This window comes from Enterococcus sp. DIV1083b, assembly GCF_051713705.1.
Classification (GTDB): domain Bacteria; phylum Bacillota; class Bacilli; order Lactobacillales; family Enterococcaceae; genus Enterococcus_D; species Enterococcus_D casseliflavus.
This window is the reverse complement of sequence record NZ_JBIOQJ010000001.1, coordinates 3,223,696-3,240,000: the sequence shown is the minus strand read 5'-3', so window position 1 is coordinate 3,240,000 and position 16,305 is coordinate 3,223,696. Positions and strand designations below refer to the sequence as shown.

At 45.9% G+C, this 16,305-nt stretch carries 12 protein-coding genes, 13 tRNA genes, 1 riboswitch and 1 other annotated feature; of the genes, 20 read left to right on the top strand and 5 right to left on the bottom strand.

The features are described from left to right. The first annotated feature begins 58 nt into the window (after positions 1-58). The 16 genes from IGI69_RS15280 (at position 59) to IGI69_RS15205 (ending at position 4,972) form a co-directional block, all read left to right on the top strand. A tRNA-Met gene (locus tag IGI69_RS15280) sits at positions 59-132 on the top strand. Positions 133-170: 38 nt separating this feature from the next. After that, a tRNA-Asp gene (locus tag IGI69_RS15275) sits at positions 171-247 on the top strand. 1 nt (position 248) lies between these two features. Then, positions 249-319, top strand: a tRNA-Gly gene (locus IGI69_RS15270). Between the two features lie 17 nt (positions 320-336). Further along, positions 337-410 (top strand) — tRNA-Ile (locus IGI69_RS15265). Between the two features lie 21 nt (positions 411-431). Beyond that, positions 432-519: transfer RNA gene (locus tag IGI69_RS15260), tRNA-Ser, on the top strand. Between the two features lie 9 nt (positions 520-528). Then, positions 529-600 (top strand) — tRNA-Glu (locus IGI69_RS15255). Between the two features lie 12 nt (positions 601-612). Further along, positions 613-702, top strand: a tRNA-Ser gene (locus IGI69_RS15250). Positions 703-768: 66 nt separating this feature from the next. Then, a tRNA-Met gene (locus IGI69_RS15245) sits at positions 769-842 on the top strand. Between the two features lie 39 nt (positions 843-881). Continuing rightward, positions 882-955, top strand: a tRNA-Asp gene (locus tag IGI69_RS15240). Positions 956-963: 8 nt separating this feature from the next. After that, positions 964-1,036, top strand: a tRNA-Phe gene (locus IGI69_RS15235). 7 nt (positions 1,037-1,043) lie between these two features. After that, positions 1,044-1,114, top strand: a tRNA-Gly gene (locus IGI69_RS15230). A 16-nt stretch (positions 1,115-1,130) separates the two neighbouring features. After that, positions 1,131-1,204 (top strand) — tRNA-Ile (locus IGI69_RS15225). Positions 1,205-1,219: 15 nt separating this feature from the next. Continuing rightward, a tRNA-Glu gene (locus IGI69_RS15220) sits at positions 1,220-1,291 on the top strand. A gap of 91 nt (positions 1,292-1,382) precedes the next feature. Beyond that, a riboswitch (SMK box riboswitch) is annotated at positions 1,383-1,464 on the top strand. Continuing rightward, complete coding sequence (gene metK / locus IGI69_RS15215) at positions 1,462-2,646, top strand: methionine adenosyltransferase (protein WP_115232893.1); 1,185 nt, start codon at positions 1,462-1,464, stop codon at positions 2,644-2,646. Its footprint overlaps the riboswitch before it by 3 nt. Before the next feature lie 66 nt (positions 2,647-2,712). Next, positions 2,713-4,170, top strand: a complete 1,458-nt coding sequence (locus IGI69_RS15210) for an MDR family MFS transporter (protein WP_016609940.1) — start codon at positions 2,713-2,715, stop codon at positions 4,168-4,170. 22 nt (positions 4,171-4,192) lie between these two features. Continuing rightward, positions 4,193-4,972, top strand: a complete 780-nt coding sequence (locus IGI69_RS15205) for an alpha/beta hydrolase (protein WP_005227672.1) — start codon at positions 4,193-4,195, stop codon at positions 4,970-4,972. 24 nt (positions 4,973-4,996) lie between these two features. Here the strand turns inward: IGI69_RS15205 and IGI69_RS15200 are convergent, their stop codons facing one another. The 3 genes from IGI69_RS15200 to IGI69_RS15190 are packed head-to-tail and all read right to left on the bottom strand — an operon-like array spanning position 4,997 to position 7,198. Next, positions 4,997-5,575, bottom strand: a complete 579-nt coding sequence (locus tag IGI69_RS15200; protein ID WP_034857576.1) for a tRNA (mnm(5)s(2)U34)-methyltransferase — start codon at positions 5,573-5,575, stop codon at positions 4,997-4,999. Beyond that, positions 5,550-6,533, bottom strand: a complete 984-nt coding sequence (locus IGI69_RS15195) for a TIGR01212 family radical SAM protein (RefSeq protein WP_010749006.1) — start codon at positions 6,531-6,533, stop codon at positions 5,550-5,552. The genes IGI69_RS15200 and IGI69_RS15195 overlap by 26 nt, the downstream gene beginning before the upstream one ends. A gap of 14 nt (positions 6,534-6,547) precedes the next feature. Then, entirely contained in the window at positions 6,548-7,198 is a 651-nt protein-coding gene (locus tag IGI69_RS15190; RefSeq protein ID WP_438741360.1) for a phosphatase PAP2 family protein, read from the bottom strand. A 300-nt stretch (positions 7,199-7,498) separates the two neighbouring features. Between IGI69_RS15190 and IGI69_RS15185 the strand changes: the two genes are divergently transcribed. Then, positions 7,499-9,196, top strand: coding sequence for a LysM peptidoglycan-binding domain-containing protein (locus tag IGI69_RS15185; RefSeq protein ID WP_016609944.1), 1,698 nt, complete (start codon positions 7,499-7,501; stop codon positions 9,194-9,196). A 42-nt stretch (positions 9,197-9,238) separates the two neighbouring features. Then, positions 9,239-9,458 (top strand) — a binding site (T-box leader). Positions 9,459-9,545: 87 nt separating this feature from the next. Beyond that, on the top strand, positions 9,546-11,960 hold the full coding sequence (leuS, locus tag IGI69_RS15180; RefSeq protein WP_010749009.1) for a leucine--tRNA ligase: 2,415 nt from the start codon (positions 9,546-9,548) through the stop codon (positions 11,958-11,960). A gap of 105 nt (positions 11,961-12,065) precedes the next feature. Here the strand turns inward: leuS and IGI69_RS15175 are convergent, their stop codons facing one another. Beyond that, positions 12,066-12,296 carry a hypothetical protein gene (locus IGI69_RS15175; RefSeq protein WP_005227680.1) on the bottom strand — a complete coding sequence of 77 codons (231 nt, stop codon included), beginning with the start codon at positions 12,294-12,296 and terminating at the stop codon, positions 12,066-12,068. Between the two features lie 220 nt (positions 12,297-12,516). Between IGI69_RS15175 and IGI69_RS15170 the strand changes: the two genes are divergently transcribed. Then, positions 12,517-12,816 (top strand): DUF5960 family protein, encoded by a 300-nt coding sequence (locus IGI69_RS15170; protein ID WP_118215435.1) that lies wholly within the window; start codon positions 12,517-12,519, stop codon positions 12,814-12,816. Between the two features lie 71 nt (positions 12,817-12,887). On the opposite strand, the gene murE is transcribed toward IGI69_RS15170, so the two are convergent. After that, complete coding sequence (gene murE, locus IGI69_RS15165) at positions 12,888-14,408, bottom strand: UDP-N-acetylmuramyl-tripeptide synthetase (protein WP_438741357.1); 1,521 nt, start codon at positions 14,406-14,408, stop codon at positions 12,888-12,890. A gap of 199 nt (positions 14,409-14,607) precedes the next feature. On the opposite strand from murE, the gene IGI69_RS15160 reads away from it, so the two are divergent. Beyond that, the gene (locus tag IGI69_RS15160; protein WP_015510492.1) at positions 14,608-16,254 is read left to right on the top strand and encodes a putative polysaccharide biosynthesis protein; all 1,647 of its coding nucleotides are present in this window, start codon (positions 14,608-14,610) and stop codon (positions 16,252-16,254) included. The last annotated feature ends 51 nt before the right edge of the window (positions 16,255-16,305 follow it).

The following is a 16,305-nucleotide window of genomic DNA, read 5'->3' as shown; positions in this document are numbered from 1 at the left end:
TCTTTTGTTGCGAGCAAAAGAATCACAGTCTTTTAATTACTGTAAAGTAATTACTTATCGCGGGATGGAGCAGTCTGGTAGCTCGTCGGGCTCATAACCCGAAGGTCGTAGGTTCAAATCCTGCTCCCGCAATTGCTTTTGTTTTCAAAAGCGCAATAAAAGCTAAATATGGTTTGGTAGTTCAGTTGGTTAGAATGCCTGCCTGTCACGCAGGAGGTCGCGGGTTCGAGTCCCGTCCAGACCGCCATGCGGGTGTAGTTTAGTGGTAAAACCACAGCCTTCCAAGCTGTTGTCGCGAGTTCGATTCTCGTCACCCGCTTTAGCTTTTATTTTTTGGGGCCTATAGCTCAGCTGGTTAGAGCGCACGCCTGATAAGCGTGAGGTCGATGGTTCGAGTCCATTTAGGCCCATCAAAATGTAGTCATACATTTGGGGAAGTACTCAAGTGGCTGAAGAGGCGCCCCTGCTAAGGGTGTAGGTCGGGAAACCGGCGCGAGGGTTCAAATCCCTCCTTCTCCGTTTTTTATTGGTCCGTTGGTCAAGTGGTTAAGACACCGCCCTTTCACGGCGGTAACACGGGTTCGAATCCCGTACGGATCATTTTTTACTTTTGGAGGATTACCCAAGTCCGGCTGAAGGGAACGGTCTTGAAAACCGTCAGGCGGGTAAAACCGTGCAAGGGTTCGAATCCCTTATCCTCCTTAACTGTCTCTTTTGTTGCGAGCAAAAGAATCACAGTCCTTTAATTACTGTAAAGTAATTACTTATCGCGGGATGGAGCAGTCTGGTAGCTCGTCGGGCTCATAACCCGAAGGTCGTAGGTTCAAATCCTGCTCCCGCAATTGCTTTGTTTAACGGCAAAGCAGCAATACAAAGCTTCTGGTTTGGTAGTTCAGTTGGTTAGAATGCCTGCCTGTCACGCAGGAGGTCGCGGGTTCGAGTCCCGTCCAGACCGTTGTTTTTGGCTCGGTAGCTCAGTTGGTAGAGCAATGGATTGAAGCTCCATGTGTCGGCAGTTCGATTCTGTCCCGCGCCATAGGAATGCGGGTGTAGTTTAGTGGTAAAACTACAGCCTTCCAAGCTGTTGTCGCGAGTTCGATTCTCGTCACCCGCTTTGCATTTTTTATTTGGGGCCTATAGCTCAGCTGGTTAGAGCGCACGCCTGATAAGCGTGAGGTCGATGGTTCGAGTCCATTTAGGCCCATTACATTTTTAAACTGGTCCGTTGGTCAAGCGGTTAAGACACCGCCCTTTCACGGCGGTAACACGGGTTCGAATCCCGTACGGATCATGCAAACACTCTTGAGAGTGTTTTTTTATTGCCCAAAAATGATCTTTTTATCATTTTTTCAAGCATGAGCAGTCAAAATTTGTTATAATCAGTCCGTTGCAAGTTCCCGAAAGGATTCGCAGCTGCGAAGATGCCTTGTAACCGAAACATATATTAGGGGGAATACAAAAATGACAGAGAAACACTTATTTACATCAGAGTCCGTTTCAGAAGGACACCCAGACAAAGTAGCCGACCAAATCAGTGATGCCATCTTAGATGCGTTGCTTGCCGAAGATCCAATGGCACGGGTCGCTTGCGAAACGTCAGTTACTACCGGATTGGTTTTAGTCTTTGGAGAAATTTCTACTTCTGCTTATGTAGATATTCAAAAAGTCGTCCGAGAAACCATCAAAGAAATCGGCTATACACGAGCAAAATTCGGCTTTGACGGCGATACGGTTGCTGTTTTGGTAGCGATCGATGAGCAATCACCAGATATCGCTCAAGGCGTTGACGATGCTTTAGAAAGTCGTGGAGAAACGGATAAAGAAGATATCGGTGCCGGCGACCAAGGCTTGATGTTTGGTTTTGCCGTTGATGAAACACCTGAATTGATGCCTTTACCGATCGCGTTGAGCCATCGGCTGGTACGTCGCTTAGCAGAGTTGCGTAAAAACAACGAACTAAGCTACTTGCGTCCAGATGCAAAATCACAAGTAACCGTTGAATATGATGATAACGATCAACCACAAAGAGTGGACACCGTCGTTATTAGTACCCAGCATGATGATGCGGCTGATAATGAAACGATCCACCGTGATGTCATCGAAAAAGTGATCAAAGAAGTGATCCCTGCCGATCTTTTAGACGAGCAGACAAAATATTATATCAATCCTACTGGTCGTTTTGTGATCGGCGGTCCTCAAGGGGATGCCGGTTTGACTGGCAGAAAAATCATCGTTGATACTTATGGCGGCTATGCACGTCATGGCGGCGGTGCGTTTTCTGGAAAAGATGCAACCAAAGTTGACCGTTCAGCCAGCTATGCGGCTCGCTACATTGCCAAAAACATCGTAGCAGCAAAGCTAGCCAAAAAAGTGGAAGTACAATTAGCCTATGCGATCGGTGTGGCACAGCCCGTTTCGATCAGCATCAACACTTTTGGTACAGGAACCGTCAGCAACGAGCGCTTGATCCAAGCGGTACGGGAAAACTTTGATTTGCGACCAGCAGGAATTATTGAAATGTTAGATTTGCGCCGTCCGATTTATCGTCAGACTGCCGCTTACGGACATTTCGGTCGTACAGATATCGATTTGCCATGGGAACGCACCGACAAGGTGTCGGCACTTTTGGCAAGTGTGAAGGATTAAAAGAGGCGACCTCTATTGATGACTATCAATAGAGGTTCTTTTTTTTGGAGTAAAAGGAGGAGTTATATGCGAACCAATGTAAAATTAGTCACCATTGCGGTCTTTGTCGCAACGTTTATGACCGCAATCGAAGGAACGATCATTACGACAGCGATGCCTACCATCGTCAGTTCATTGAAAGGGATCGAGATCATGAACTGGGTCTTCTCAATCTATCTTTTGACCAGTGCGATGTTGACCCCGATCTACGGCAAGTTTGCCGATAATATCGGCCGCAAACCAGTCTTTTTATTTGGGACGTTGCTGTTTATTATCGGGTCGGCGTTTTGTGGGATGGCCAACACGATGTTGACGTTGATCATTGCCAGAGCGTTGCAAGGACTAGGCGCAGGGGCCATGATGCCCGTTGCCCTAACGATCATTGCGGACCTGTATCCCGTTGAAAAGCGGGCGAAAGTCTTAGGGCTCAATAGTACGGCTTGGGGGATCGCCAGTGTCGTTGGTCCCTTAGCCGGTGGCTTGATCGTAGATACGATCGGGTGGCATTGGATCTTTTTTATCAACGTACCCATTGGATTAGGGCTGATTGCCTTGATTTGGTTTTATTTTCATGAAGAAAAAAAGGCCTTTGCTGCAGTCAACATTGATTATGCAGGCAGTCTCTTGTTGATGTTGACGCTAGTAGGGCTCCTGCTAGGCTTCCAGTTGCTGGGAGATTATGGTGTGAGTCTGCCTGTCCTCAGTCTGTTCGTTTTTTCTGTCCTTATGTTCATCGGCTTCGTTCGGGTGGAGAAAAAAGCAGCAGATCCGATTATTGATCTGAAGCTGTTTCATTCAAAATTATTTGTGGTGGTCAATATCGTAGCAGCTTTGGCTAGCGGCTTCTTGATGGGGATCGATGTTTATATCCCAATGTGGATGCAAGGGGTCTTAGGCATGAGTGCGGGGATTGGCGGGCTTGTGTTGGCACCGTTATCGATTTTATGGATGATTGGTTCCTTCTTAGCCAGCCGTTGGTTGACACAGCACAGTGTCAGCTGGGTCTTGACGGTTAGCTTGTTGATCACGGCTACCGGTGCTTTGTGGCTGTTTTTGACACCGGCACAGACCTCATTCTGGTTGTTCTTGGTCATTTCTTCTATTACTGGCGTCGGGTTAGGGGCAACGATGGTGGTTTGTACGGTTACTGCCCAAACCAGCGTTGGCCCCACACAAGTCGGCGTGGCGACTTCTTTCAATACTCTGTTGCGAACGATCGGGCAAACCATCATGGTAGCGGTCTTCGGTATCGTTTTAAACACCAGTAATAGCGTAGGCTTAGCACAGGCACAAGTCAATGATAGCAGTGTTATGAATCAGCTAGTAGATCCAGCCGCTGCGCGCCAGCTGCCAACCGCATTATTAGGGCAATTACGGGAGATTCTTTATAGCGGTCTACACTGGGTTTTTGGGATCGGTGTTTTACTTATTGTGCTAGCGATTGGTTTGACCCGCACGATTTCGCGAGAATCTGGTACAATATAAAAAAAGGATCGCAGGTGATTGTATGGCTTTTTTACAAGCAAATATCTATTCAAATGTTCTTGAAATGGAGGTAATGATCGATGTGATCTTGCCTCAAAGTACCAAGAAAAAAATCGGCACGCAAAGCCAATCGACGGGCACAGATCTCCCGGTGCTTTATTTATTGCATGGGATGAACGGAAATCATAGTGTCTGGCAGCGACGGACGTCGATCGAGCGGTATGCCGCAGAGTATCAACTAGCGGTCATCATGCCGTCTACTGATCTGGGGTGGTATACCGATACGACCTATGAGATGAAGTATTGGACTTTTATCGCCGAAGAATTACCACAGATTTGCCATGAGCTGTTTCCTCAGCTGACGCAAAAACGAGAAAAAACTTTTGCGGCTGGGCTTTCGATGGGAGGCTACGGGGCAGTAAAACTCGGGCTGAGAAAGCCTGACCAGTTTGCGGCGGTAGCGTCTTTGTCTGGGGCATTAGCGCTGGCTGAAAGCATGGATTCCTTGCTGCAGCTGCGAAGCCAAGCTTATTGGGAAGGAATTTTTGGACCATTAGAGCAATTCAAAGGGTCAGAAAATGATTTGATCCATCTGATTGAGACCATCGATCCAAGCACAGCGCCGCGCTTTTTTATTAGCTGCGGAACCGAGGATCAGCTGTATCCGGCAAGTGAATATGCGGTGGATAAGCTGCAAAAACGCAAACTAGCCGTAACGTTTGAATCGGGAACTGGGGATCATGATTGGAATTTCTGGGATCAATGGATCCAACGAGTCCTGCAATGGCTTTTTAGTGAATAAAAAAAACATCAGTCGATCGACACCTTAACGTGCCGAGGACTGATGGTTTTTTCGTTCGATACAAAATAAGATCGGCGGCTGGTTGCGCTGATTGATAAATTGATAGGAAAGGACATTGAATGCCTCTTGCGGCAGCTGCTGACAAAAGGAGTGGACTTCTTTCAGCTCTGCTTCGCCGCCAGCGTGTCCATAATAGCAGACGAGGATGATTCTACCTTTCGGGGCTAAACGTGTCAGTAAAGCTTCTAAAGCCGTTTTCGTTGTATCAGGCAGCGTGATGATCGCTTTGTCCCCTTTCGGCAAGTAGCCTAAATTGAAAATGGCGGCGTGAACCGGACCACTCACAACATCTGCCAACGTCTCATGGCCTTGATGGATCAGCTGGACTTGCGCCAACAGCTCTTTTTCAGCCAACCGCTTTTTGGTAGCTTGCAGGGCTTGTTCTTGAATATCAAACGCAAACACCTGACCAGTTGGGCCAACTAAGGAAGCCAGTAATTCCGTGTCAAAGCCGTTGCCCATCGTGGCATCAACGGCGGTTTGTCCCGGTTGTAGAACTTCTTTTAAAAGGGTGTGGCTATAGCGCATGGCGGTCGGCAGCATTGACAGGCTCCTTTCGCACGTTGAATTTTCCTTGATAGGAGTTGCGGCGCAGCATTTCTTGATCGATCTCATTCAAGACTTCCCATTTTTTCAAACTCCACATTGGACCTACCAGAGAATCCCATGGTGCATCGCCTGTCAAGCGATGAATGATGATCTCTGGGGGGATCATTTCTAACTGATCGCAGATCAATGACACATAGGTATCGCGCCGCATCAATTGCAAACGTCCTTCATGATAATCCCGCAGCATCCGAGTATTGCGCATCAAATGCAGCAGGTGCAGTTTGATGCCTTGGATATCAGAATCTTGAATGGTGCGGCGGACATTTTCTTGCATCATCTCGATCGTCTCGCCTGGCAGGCCATTGATCAAATGGGTACAGACACGAATATTGTGTTTGCGCAGGCTGGCGACGCCGTCTAAGTAAGTTTGGTAATCATGGGCGCGGTTGATGGCATTGCTCGTGGTTTCAAACGTCGTTTGCAGTCCTAATTCGACCCATAAATAAAAGCGTTGATTGAGCTCTGCTAGATAGTCAACGACATCTTCTGGTAAGCAGTCTGGTCGGGTCCCAATGGAGATTCCAACAACACCAGGTAGTGTCAGCACTTGCTCGAAGCGCTCGCGGATCACTGCCACCGGTGCGTGGGTGTTCGTAAAATTTTGAAAATAGACAATGTATTTGTCCACTTGCGGCCACTTTTTGTGCATCATGGCGATCTCTTTTTCAAACTGCTCTGGCAGTGGGGCTTCAGGAGCTACGATCATATCGCCAGAACCGGACACACTGCAAAATGTACAGCCGCCTTTGGCAACGGTGCCGTCACGATTGGGGCAGTCGAAGCCCGCATCGATGGGGACTTTAAAGATTTTTTCGCCAAATTCTTGCCGCAAAGCAAAGTTCCACGAATGGTATCGTTTGTTTTTATCTTCTGCATAAGGAAATGGATTCATTTTTTTACCTTCTTTTATAATTGTTTACGCGTGAAGCGCCAGACAAAGCGTTTTTGCAAGTAGTAAGGATAGGTCAACAGCAGCCAAGACAGGCCAACACAAAAACCACCTAACACATCGCTGGGAAAATGCACACCAACATAAATACGGCTGATGCCGATGCAGCCAATCAAAAGGCCCAGCAAAAGGCGGATGCCCCATTGCCCAAAAGGCTGCTTAAAGAAAACTGGGACCAAGAAGAGCAAGGTTCCATAAAAAATCATACTGCCCGTTGAGTGTCCACTGGGGAAACTGAAACTTGATTCCGTGACTAAGTGTTCAAGAGTTGGGCGCTCCCGTAAAAAGACCAGTTTGATCAATGGATTAAAGAGCCCAGCAATCCCGATGGTACCAATACTGAGCCATAGAGCTTCAGCATAATACTTGTTGATCACTAAGACAGCTAAAACAGCGAGAAAGAGCAAGATGATCGTGGTAGGATTCGCAAATTTTGTGACCCATAGAAAAAACGGTGTCCAAAACGGGTAGCCGCTGCGGATGATGCGAGTCAAGGTTTCGTCAAAGGAGACCAACCAAGTAGGGTAAAATTTCACGACATAGCCGAGAAAAACGAACAGCAGTAAAAAGCAACTGCCTGCAAATTGAAAATAAAGTTTTTTATGCATGGATAAGCCTCGTTTCTAGAGAATTTCTGTCAATTATTGTCATTAAGTCAAAGAGACATCTAGAAGGTATTATAGCATTTATCACAAGTCGGAAAAAGCAGGGAACGAGCAAGGGGTTACTCGTCTGAGCAAGCGATACGTTTATCGGGAGCAGGCCAATTGCTTCATTGCAATAAATGTTCGTTTGATTACAAAGAGTTTACAGTTTCTGAAATCGGCTCAAATACCTTTTATAAATTCTTAAGAAATTGTATACTAAACCTACGTTCACTATAAGGAAAAAACGGAGGAATAACGGACATGAACACGAGTCAATCAAGAAAAGTACATCGTCAAGCAGACCAATCGGGCGATAAGTATCGAGTGATCAAAAAAAGTGCAGTTGTTTTAGGAACAACACTGACTGCTTGCTCTGTTGTAGCTCCATTGGTGTCATCGGTTCAAGCAGAAGCCGTAGAGACCTCGATTGCCCAAGTTTCTACTAGCAATTTTGCCGCGCCGAATACTTCCGCGTTTATTGCTGAAATCGCTACGTACGCCCAACCTGTGGCAAACGCCAACGATCTATATGCTTCTGTGATGATCGCGCAAGCCATTTTAGAAAGTGGTTGGGGCCGAAGCAGCTTATCAAAAGCACCGAATTACAATCTTTTCGGAATCAAAGGCAGCTATAACGGTCAAACCGTTTATATGAGTACCTTAGAATATTTGAACAACCAATGGTTGACTATGAATGAACCCTTTAAGCGTTACCCATCTTACACGCAATCATTTGAAGATAACGCACGTACTTTACGCTCAACTTCTTTACAAAGCGGTGTCGCGTATTATTCTGGCGCTTGGAAAAGCAATACGACTTCATATCTTGATGCAACCGCATGGCTAGCAGGCCGTTATGCGACTGCACCAAACTATGCCTCTTCACTGAATGCCGTGATCCAGCAATTTGGGTTGACGAAATATGACACGCCAGCTTCTGGCAATGCCGGTGGTGGCGCCACAGCCAGTGCTTCAACGAGTACGACGACCACGACATCAGCTGTCAGCATGAGCGGCAGTCAAACCTATACAGTCGCTTCGGGGGACTCGGTCTGGTCGATCGCCAACAAACATGGCATCTCCATGGATCAGCTGCGCAGTTTGAACAATATCAAAAACGATTTTGTTTATCCAGGACAAACCTTGAAAGTCAACGGCAGCGCCCAAAGTACTTCGGCAACTTCAGCGGTATCGATCGTCAATCGCAATGCTTCAGCAACTACATCAGGCAATACCTACACCGTAGTTTCTGGCGATTCCGTTTGGTCGATCGCCAATAAGCATGGCATTTCGATGGATCAATTTCGCAGTTTGAACAACATCAAAAATGATTTTGTCTATCCAGGGCAAAAAGTTGTCGTTAGCGGTGGTTCGTCTACGAATACCAGCAGTACTACGACCGTCAGCACAGCATCAACGGCTAGCCAAAGCAGTGGCGGCACCTACACGGTAGCAGCTGGCGATTCAGTCTGGTCGATCGCTAACAAGCATGGCATCTCGATGGATCAGTTCCGCAGCTTGAACAATATTAAAAACGACTATGTTTATCCAGGTCAAAAGGTGGTTGTCAGCGGTAGTTCTACCCGTACAAGTACAACGACGAGCACGACCGTCAGCAGCCAAACCAGCAGCAGTGCTGCAGGCAACACCTATACGGTGGCTTCTGGTGATTCAGTCTGGTCAGTTGCCAATAAACACGGGATTTCGATGGACCAATTCCGCAGCTGGAACAACATCAAAAATGATTTTATCTATCCAGGACAAAAGGTGGTCGTCAAGCAAGGCGGCACGGCAGCTACTACCAGCACTTCAGCGACAAATGGTACGTACAAGGTCGCATCGGGGGATTCTGTTTGGGGGATCGCAGATAAGTTCGGCATCACGACGGATCAATTTATCCAATGGAACAATATTCAAAATAACTTTATTTACCCAGGACAAACAGTTAGGGTAAAATAGATTGCTATTCCTAATGATTTTTGTTAGGATAAGTGCAAAGAAACTTTCACGTTTGAGAAGGAATAGTAGAAGTACGGTGGGACTTTTAGAGAGTGCATGGTTGGTGGAAATGCACAGCACACCTTTCGAACTCGTCTTCGAGTGATATCTGACTGAACCTGATTTGGCTAGGCAGATACGGCGATGGCCGTTAAAACATCGAGGTCTGCTTTTTTGAGGAGCAGATAAACTTAGGTGGTACCACGTTGATAACGTCCTATAAAAATCATAGCGATTTTTATAGGACTTTTTTTAAGTTTTGCTGGTTGATTTGACGAGCAAAACACCAATTTTTTAGGAGGAGTCCATCGTGAATTACAATCACAAAGAAATCGAAAAAAAATGGCAAAAATATTGGGCAAAGAAAAATGAATTCAACACCCATGATGAGCCGGACAAACCAAAATTTTATGCGCTAGATATGTTCCCATATCCATCTGGACAAGGATTACATGTCGGACATCCAGAAGGCTATACAGCTACGGATATCTTGAGCCGCTTCAAACGCAGCCAAGGGTACAATGTACTGCACCCAATGGGCTGGGATGCCTTTGGTCTGCCTGCCGAACAATATGCACTAGACACTGGAAATGATCCAGCGGAATTCACGAAGAAAAATATTGAGACCTTCCGCCGTCAAATCAATGCGCTAGGATTCAGCTATGACTGGAATCGTGAAATCAATACGACAGATCCCGAGTACTACAAGTGGACGCAATGGATCTTTACCAAGCTTTATGAAAAAGGGTTAGCTTATGAAGCCGAAGTTCCAGTAAACTGGGTACCAGAGCTTGGGACCGTGATCGCCAATGAAGAAGTCATTGACGGCAAAAGCGAACGGGGCGGCTACGATGTGATCCGCAAACCGATGCGCCAATGGATGCTGAAAATCACAGCGTATGCTGATCGTTTGTTGGACGATTTAGAAGAAGTTGATTGGCCAGAAAGCATCAAAGAAATGCAACGCAATTGGATCGGACGTTCGGTCGGAGCCAACGTTACGTTTAAAGTGGCAGGGATGGAAAAAGACTTTACCGTCTTTACGACTCGCCCAGATACCTTGTTTGGTGCGACCTACGCCGTATTGGCACCAGAACATGAGCTAGTGGCCCAAATCACTACACCAGAACAAAAAGCAGCCATTGATGCCTATGTAGAAGAAGCGTCGAAAAAATCTGATTTGAACCGAACAGATTTGGCCAAAGAAAAAACTGGTGTATTCACAGGTGCCTATGCCATCAATCCCGTGAATGGTAAAGAGATCCCGATTTGGATCGCCGATTATGTTTTGGCTTCTTATGGAACAGGTGCGATCATGGCGGTTCCTGCCCATGACGAACGTGACCACGAATTTGCCAAAACATTTGGCTTAGAGATCATTCCTGTATTGGCAGGGGGCAACGTGGAAGAATCTGCCTATACCGAAGATGGACTGCATATCAATTCAGACTTTTTGGATGGGCTAGACAAAGAGACAGCCATCGAAAAAATGGTCGCATGGTTGGAAGAAAACCACGTTGGGAAAAAAGAAGTCAGCTATCGTCTTCGCGATTGGTTGTTCTCTCGCCAACGGTATTGGGGAGAGCCAATCCCAATCATCCATTGGGAAGATGGTACGACTACGACGCTTCCTGAAGATCAGCTGCCGTTGCGTTTGCCAAAAACCGACAATATCAAACCAAGCGGTACTGGTGAATCGCCATTAGCCAATGTCACAGATTGGGTCAATGTCACCGACCCTGAAACTGGAAAAAAAGGACGTCGTGAAACCAATACGATGCCGCAATGGGCTGGAAGTTCATGGTATTTCTTGCGCTTTATCGATCCTCATAATAAGTCTGTTTTGGCAGACTACGACAAATTGAAACGCTGGATGCCAGTCGATATTTATATCGGTGGCGCAGAGCACGCTGTCTTGCACTTGCTTTATGCTCGCTTCTGGCATAAATTCTTGTATGATATCGGTGTCGTGCCAACGAAAGAACCATTTGAAAAATTGTTCAACCAAGGGATGATCCTTGGGGAAAACAATGAAAAAATGTCGAAATCCCGTGGCAACGTCGTCAATCCAGATGATGTCATCAATCAATACGGTGCGGATACTTTGCGTCTATATGAAATGTTTATGGGACCATTGGATGCATCGATCGCTTGGAATGAGAATGGCCTTGAAGGCAGTCGTAAATTCTTGGATCGTGTGTGGCGCTTGATCGTCGATGAAAATGGCAAAATGCGTGACCGCATCACGACATTCAACGATGGCAAATTGTCGAAAGTTTACCATCAAACCGTTAAGAAAGTGACGGAAGATTTTGAGCAGCTGCACTTCAATACGGCGATTTCCCAATTGATGGTCTTTGTCAATGAAGCGTACAAAGCCGATGCCTTGCCTTACGAATATGTCGAAGGATTTGTGCAGCTATTGGCTCCAATCGCACCACATATCGGTGAAGAGCTCTGGTCGATCCTCGGAAATGACCATGGGATCTCTTATGTGCCTTGGCCAACCTATGACGAAAGTGCCCTAGTGGAAGATGAGATCGAAGTCGTCTTTCAAGTCAACGGCAAAGTTCGGGCTAAAGCAATGGTGCCAGCGGATGCCGAAAAAGCAGTGCTTGAACAATTGGCGCAAGAAAACGAACTTGTCCAAGAACAGCTCCAAGGAAAAACGATTCGTAAAGTGATCGTCGTACCGAACAAATTGGTCAATATCGTTGCAAACTAAACGCTAAAAAATAGCTGCCTAGCAGATCGAGGGTCTGTTAGGCAGCTTTTTGGTGACGACAAAGAAAAAAAGTGTTACTGAGTAGTTCTCAGCAACACTTTTTTGTTATTTTTTGCGAATGATCCCATAGAACAAAGCGGCTGTTGCGACCAATGGAATCAAGATCACTAGTAGAAAGCCGTTTGGATACGTAGCGCGAGTGAAAATTTCTGATGAAGCATCACTTCCGCCAAATAGATGATTGGAAATCATGAACTGAGCCATCATAGCAACGATTGCGACAAAACCAATTGCAGCACCAGTACCGACGAAAATTTTTTTCTTTGCGTTGTTCATTACATTTGCCCCTTTTATAGTCTCTATGTATCATTATACAAAATTTGGATGCGTGTTCAATCTGATTTTGTCAAATAATTGATTCGTAATACACTTGAAATGTTTCTGACATATTTAAGCACCAGAAGAGTAAAAATTCCCCTGTAGACCGATCATATTATTCGCTGATCCTCACGGACTCTCGTATAATAAAGTAAGAGAAAAGAAAGAGGGGACTTACATGGAGTATCAATCATTTGAAGGCCAGTCGGCTTTTTTTGAAGATTATTCACGGATTGCCAAACCTGGCTATGAGGAAGAGGCAGTCACTGCCGATGTCTTAGAACAGTTGAATCAACAATTAACAGAAGAAGAGCTGTTTTATCGTTTAGCAGCCGAAGATGCCAAAGAAGGGCAAGTCTTTTTGTTTCCTTTCAGCAAACGAATGTTTACCGAAGACCTTGACGCCGCCATTTCAACAGAATTCCGTTATGATGGCGCACCCTATGTCTATGAGACTTACGAAGACGAACAACCTTAGTCACGCAGAAAAAAAGCTTTCAGATGATCTGTTAAATCATCTGAAAGTTTTTTTGTTGAGGCAACTTGTTGCTATTGGTGTTTGGCTTGCTGCTGCGCTAAGGTCAAGTCACCGATGTAAGGGACTTTTTTTCCAGCGACTTTCAAGTATTGTTCGGCACCTTTGCCCGCAATAATCACGATATCCTTACTGTCTGCTTCAGCAATCGCCGATTTGACGGCTTGAGCCCGATCCATCTCATGAATGATGGCAACTTCAGGATTGGTGATCGCAGCTGCGATTTCTTTTGCGATCGCAGCTGCTTCTTCAAAATCAGGATCATCGCTGGTCAGGTAGACTTTGTCCGCATATTCTCCTAGCGCTCGTCCCATATCTGCTCGGCGAGATTGGGCTTTGCCGCCAGCACTGCCAGTGACAAAAAGCAGGCGGCCTTCTGGGCGCAATTGGCGGGCAAGTTCACTTAATGATTGGAAGCTAAGGTAATTGTGGGCATAGTCAACGATCATGACTGCGCCATTTTCTTTTTCTAAAACGATCATTCGTCCAGGGATGATCACTGTCGGCAGGACTTTCTGAGCGTCTTCACGAGAGGCATCCGCTAAGCAGGCAGCTAAAATCGCAGCTGCAGCGTTCTCATGGTTGAAAGAACCTAAGATCCCCAGTTGATATTCACCAGAGACTTGCAAGACATCAGAAGCAGCTGACAGCGCAAAGCCTTTTAGATCTGTCCCTTCTTGGACGACATAATCGGCGTCTGAACGTCCGTAGGTAATATAAGGAACTTGATGGACTTCACAAGTTTCTCGCAGCAAGTGGTAGTGATCGCTTTGGCGATTTAAAATCATCTGTTTGCTGTTGCGGATCAGTTCTCGTTTGCAGTAAAGGTAATCGTCATAAGTTGGATGTTCCACTGGTCCAATGTGATCAGGCGAAATATTCAAGAACGCGCCAATATCAAAGGTAATACCGGCGACCCGTTTGGTTTTATAGGCTTGGGAAGAAACCTCCATCACAAGATGGGTCATGCCGTTTGCGACAGCCTCGGCCATCATCTTATAAAGATCCAGTGTTTCGGGGGTCGTCAACACTGCTTCATTAAAGGTTTTTCCGTCGACTGAGTTTTCCTCAGATGAAAAGAATGCTACTTTTTGACCCGTCGATTCTGCTAAAATCGCCCGAGCAAAATAGGCGCAGCTGGTTTTGCCTTTTGTTCCCGTGATGCCGATGGTCACCAGCTGTTCTTGCGGGTTACCATAAAACGCTTGAGCGATCACTGCCATCGTTTCTCGAATGTCGGTGACGATGATTCCATAAGTTCCAAAGTTGTCATAGGGCGTTTCTGAAATGTAGCACTGAATCCCTTGGTCAATGGCGGCAGCCAGGTAGCTTTCTTTAAAAGAAGCCCCTTTACAGAAAAAAAGCGTCGCCGCATCGGCTGTTCGCGAGTCGTAGCTTAATGAGGTAAAGGCAAGATCAGTCATTTCTTGCGGCACGGTATAAACCCAATCAGTGGGGGTGATGATTTCTTTCAATAGGTTTTCCTGCAATAAGAGCTTGCGGATCTGTGGCACGGTAATGAGTTCCTTTTGCATCGTTGTTCTCCTTCATTCCTCTAAAGATTTCTCTTATTATAGCATAACTCCTAAAAACCGCCGTTTGGGAGGGAAAAGTTTTCTTTTTTTTCTCCTTATTTTGAAGAAACTTTAAGATGTTGCAAAAATAGATTGCGACCAACCCTTTTTCGAATTAAAATGGAAGGGATATGTTTGTAGAAAGTTGGAGATAATGGCGATGGATAAACACATGCGTTCAGTGTCAAAAGAATTAACTACACAAGAAAAAATGGCTCAAGGATCTGCTTGGATGACGATGGGAAATATCGGCTCACGCTTGCTTGGCGCTATTTACATTTTACCCTGGTATTATTGGATGGGCGCAAATGCGGATAAAGCAAATGCGTTGTTTGGAATGGGCTATAATGTTTACGCCTTATTTTTAATGATCTCCACTGCGGGGATCCCTTCAGCAATTGCCAAACAGATTTCTTTTTACAATTCTCGCCAAGAATACCGCACGAGCCAGAAGCTCTTTTTACGAGCGTTTCAATTGATGGCAGGTTTTGGCGTGGTGACCGCTGGAATCATGTATTTGGCAGCCCCATGGTTGGCAACGGCTTCAGGCGGAGGCGCAGAATTGATTCCTGCAATGCGCTCATTGAGTATTGCTTTATTGGTTTTTCCTTGTATGAGTGTCATGCGAGGGTATTTCCAAGGAAACCAAGACATGAAACCTTTTGCGATCTCGCAAGTCGTTGAACAAATCGCTCGTGTCTGTTATATGCTTTTAGCGACCTTCATCATTATGCGGGTCATCGAAGGCGAATACACGGCAGCCGTGACGCAATCGACCTTTGCCGCCTTTATCGGTGTCTTAGCCAGCATTTTGGTATTAGGCTATTACTTCCAAAAGCAGCGGGTGCGGATGGATGTTTTAGTCGATATGAGCAAAGAAGAAACGGTGCTGCAAACCAAAGAGTTGGTTTTAGCGACCATCAAAGAAGCGATCCCTTTTATTATCGTAGGCTCAGGGATCACGATTTTAAAATTGGTGGATCAGTACACCTTTGTTCGAATGATGAGCAGTTTTACCGAATTTTCAAATGATCAGCTCTTAGAACTAATGGCGATTTTCGGCAGCAATCCTGATAAGTTGACGATGGTGGTTATCGGATTAGCTACTTCCATGGCTTCAACGGGCCTGCCTTTGATCAGTGAAGCAGTCGCCAAAAAAGACAAAAAGAACTTAGCCAAATTGATCAGCAACAACTTGCAATTGTATTCCTTTGTAATGTTTCCAGCGACCTTTGGGATGATCGTACTGTCTTATCCCCTATACACCTTGTTTTATCGTCCAGATGCGTTAGGGGCGAGCGTCTTAGTCGCTGCCTGTCTGTCTGGTCTGGTCTTAGGCTTGTTTATGCTTAGTTCGAGTATGCTGCAAGGGATGTACCACAACAAAGAAGCGGTTGTTTTCTTCTTTGTAGGGTTACTGGTGAAAGTGATCTTGCAGTATCCAGCGATTCGTTTGTTCCAAGTCTACGGTCCATTGGTTTCTACCACGATTGCCTTAGGGATCGTCTGCTGGTTAAATATTCGCAAAATGATTCGCAAAGGCCATTTCAATGTAAACTTAACGTTGCGACGGACATTATTGATTGGCGCGATGACGATCATTATGGTGATCGCAGCGTTGATCGCTCGCCAACTCTTTGGGCTTGTCTTGAGCTCTGAAAGAAAAGTCCAAGCCTTTATCTTGAGCTTGCTAGTAGCAGGAGTCGGCGGCAGTGTATACATCTACATTGCGCTGAAATTGCGTTTAGCTGAAAAATTACTCGGCTCATCAATGGTTCGTTTACGCCAGAAATTACACATCAAATAAAACTAGAAGCAGCCGCTGAGCCTCCTTTGTGAGACCTTGGCGGCTGTTTTA

Excerpts from the sequence above, each read along its gene's own strand:
- IGI69_RS15210 (WP_016609940.1), top strand. The coding sequence starts at position 2,713 with ATGCGAACCAATGTAAAATTAGTCACCATTGCGGTCTTTGTCGCAACG.
- IGI69_RS15190 (WP_438741360.1), bottom strand. The coding sequence starts at position 7,198 with ATGCATAAAAAACTTTATTTTCAATTTGCAGGCAGTTGCTTTTTACTG.
- murE (WP_438741357.1), bottom strand. The coding sequence starts at position 14,408 with ATGCAAAAGGAACTCATTACCGTGCCACAGATCCGCAAGCTCTTATTG.
- IGI69_RS15195 (WP_010749006.1), bottom strand. The coding sequence starts at position 6,533 with ATGAATCCATTTCCTTATGCAGAAGATAAAAACAAACGATACCATTCG.
- IGI69_RS15160 (WP_015510492.1), top strand. The coding sequence starts at position 14,608 with ATGGATAAACACATGCGTTCAGTGTCAAAAGAATTAACTACACAAGAA.
- metK (WP_115232893.1), top strand. The coding sequence starts at position 1,462 with ATGACAGAGAAACACTTATTTACATCAGAGTCCGTTTCAGAAGGACAC.
- IGI69_RS15185 (WP_016609944.1), top strand. The coding sequence starts at position 7,499 with ATGAACACGAGTCAATCAAGAAAAGTACATCGTCAAGCAGACCAATCG.
- IGI69_RS15175 (WP_005227680.1), bottom strand. The coding sequence starts at position 12,296 with ATGAACAACGCAAAGAAAAAAATTTTCGTCGGTACTGGTGCTGCAATT.
- IGI69_RS15170 (WP_118215435.1), top strand. The coding sequence starts at position 12,517 with ATGGAGTATCAATCATTTGAAGGCCAGTCGGCTTTTTTTGAAGATTAT.
- IGI69_RS15200 (WP_034857576.1), bottom strand. The coding sequence starts at position 5,575 with ATGCTGCCGACCGCCATGCGCTATAGCCACACCCTTTTAAAAGAAGTT.
- IGI69_RS15205 (WP_005227672.1), top strand. The coding sequence starts at position 4,193 with ATGGCTTTTTTACAAGCAAATATCTATTCAAATGTTCTTGAAATGGAG.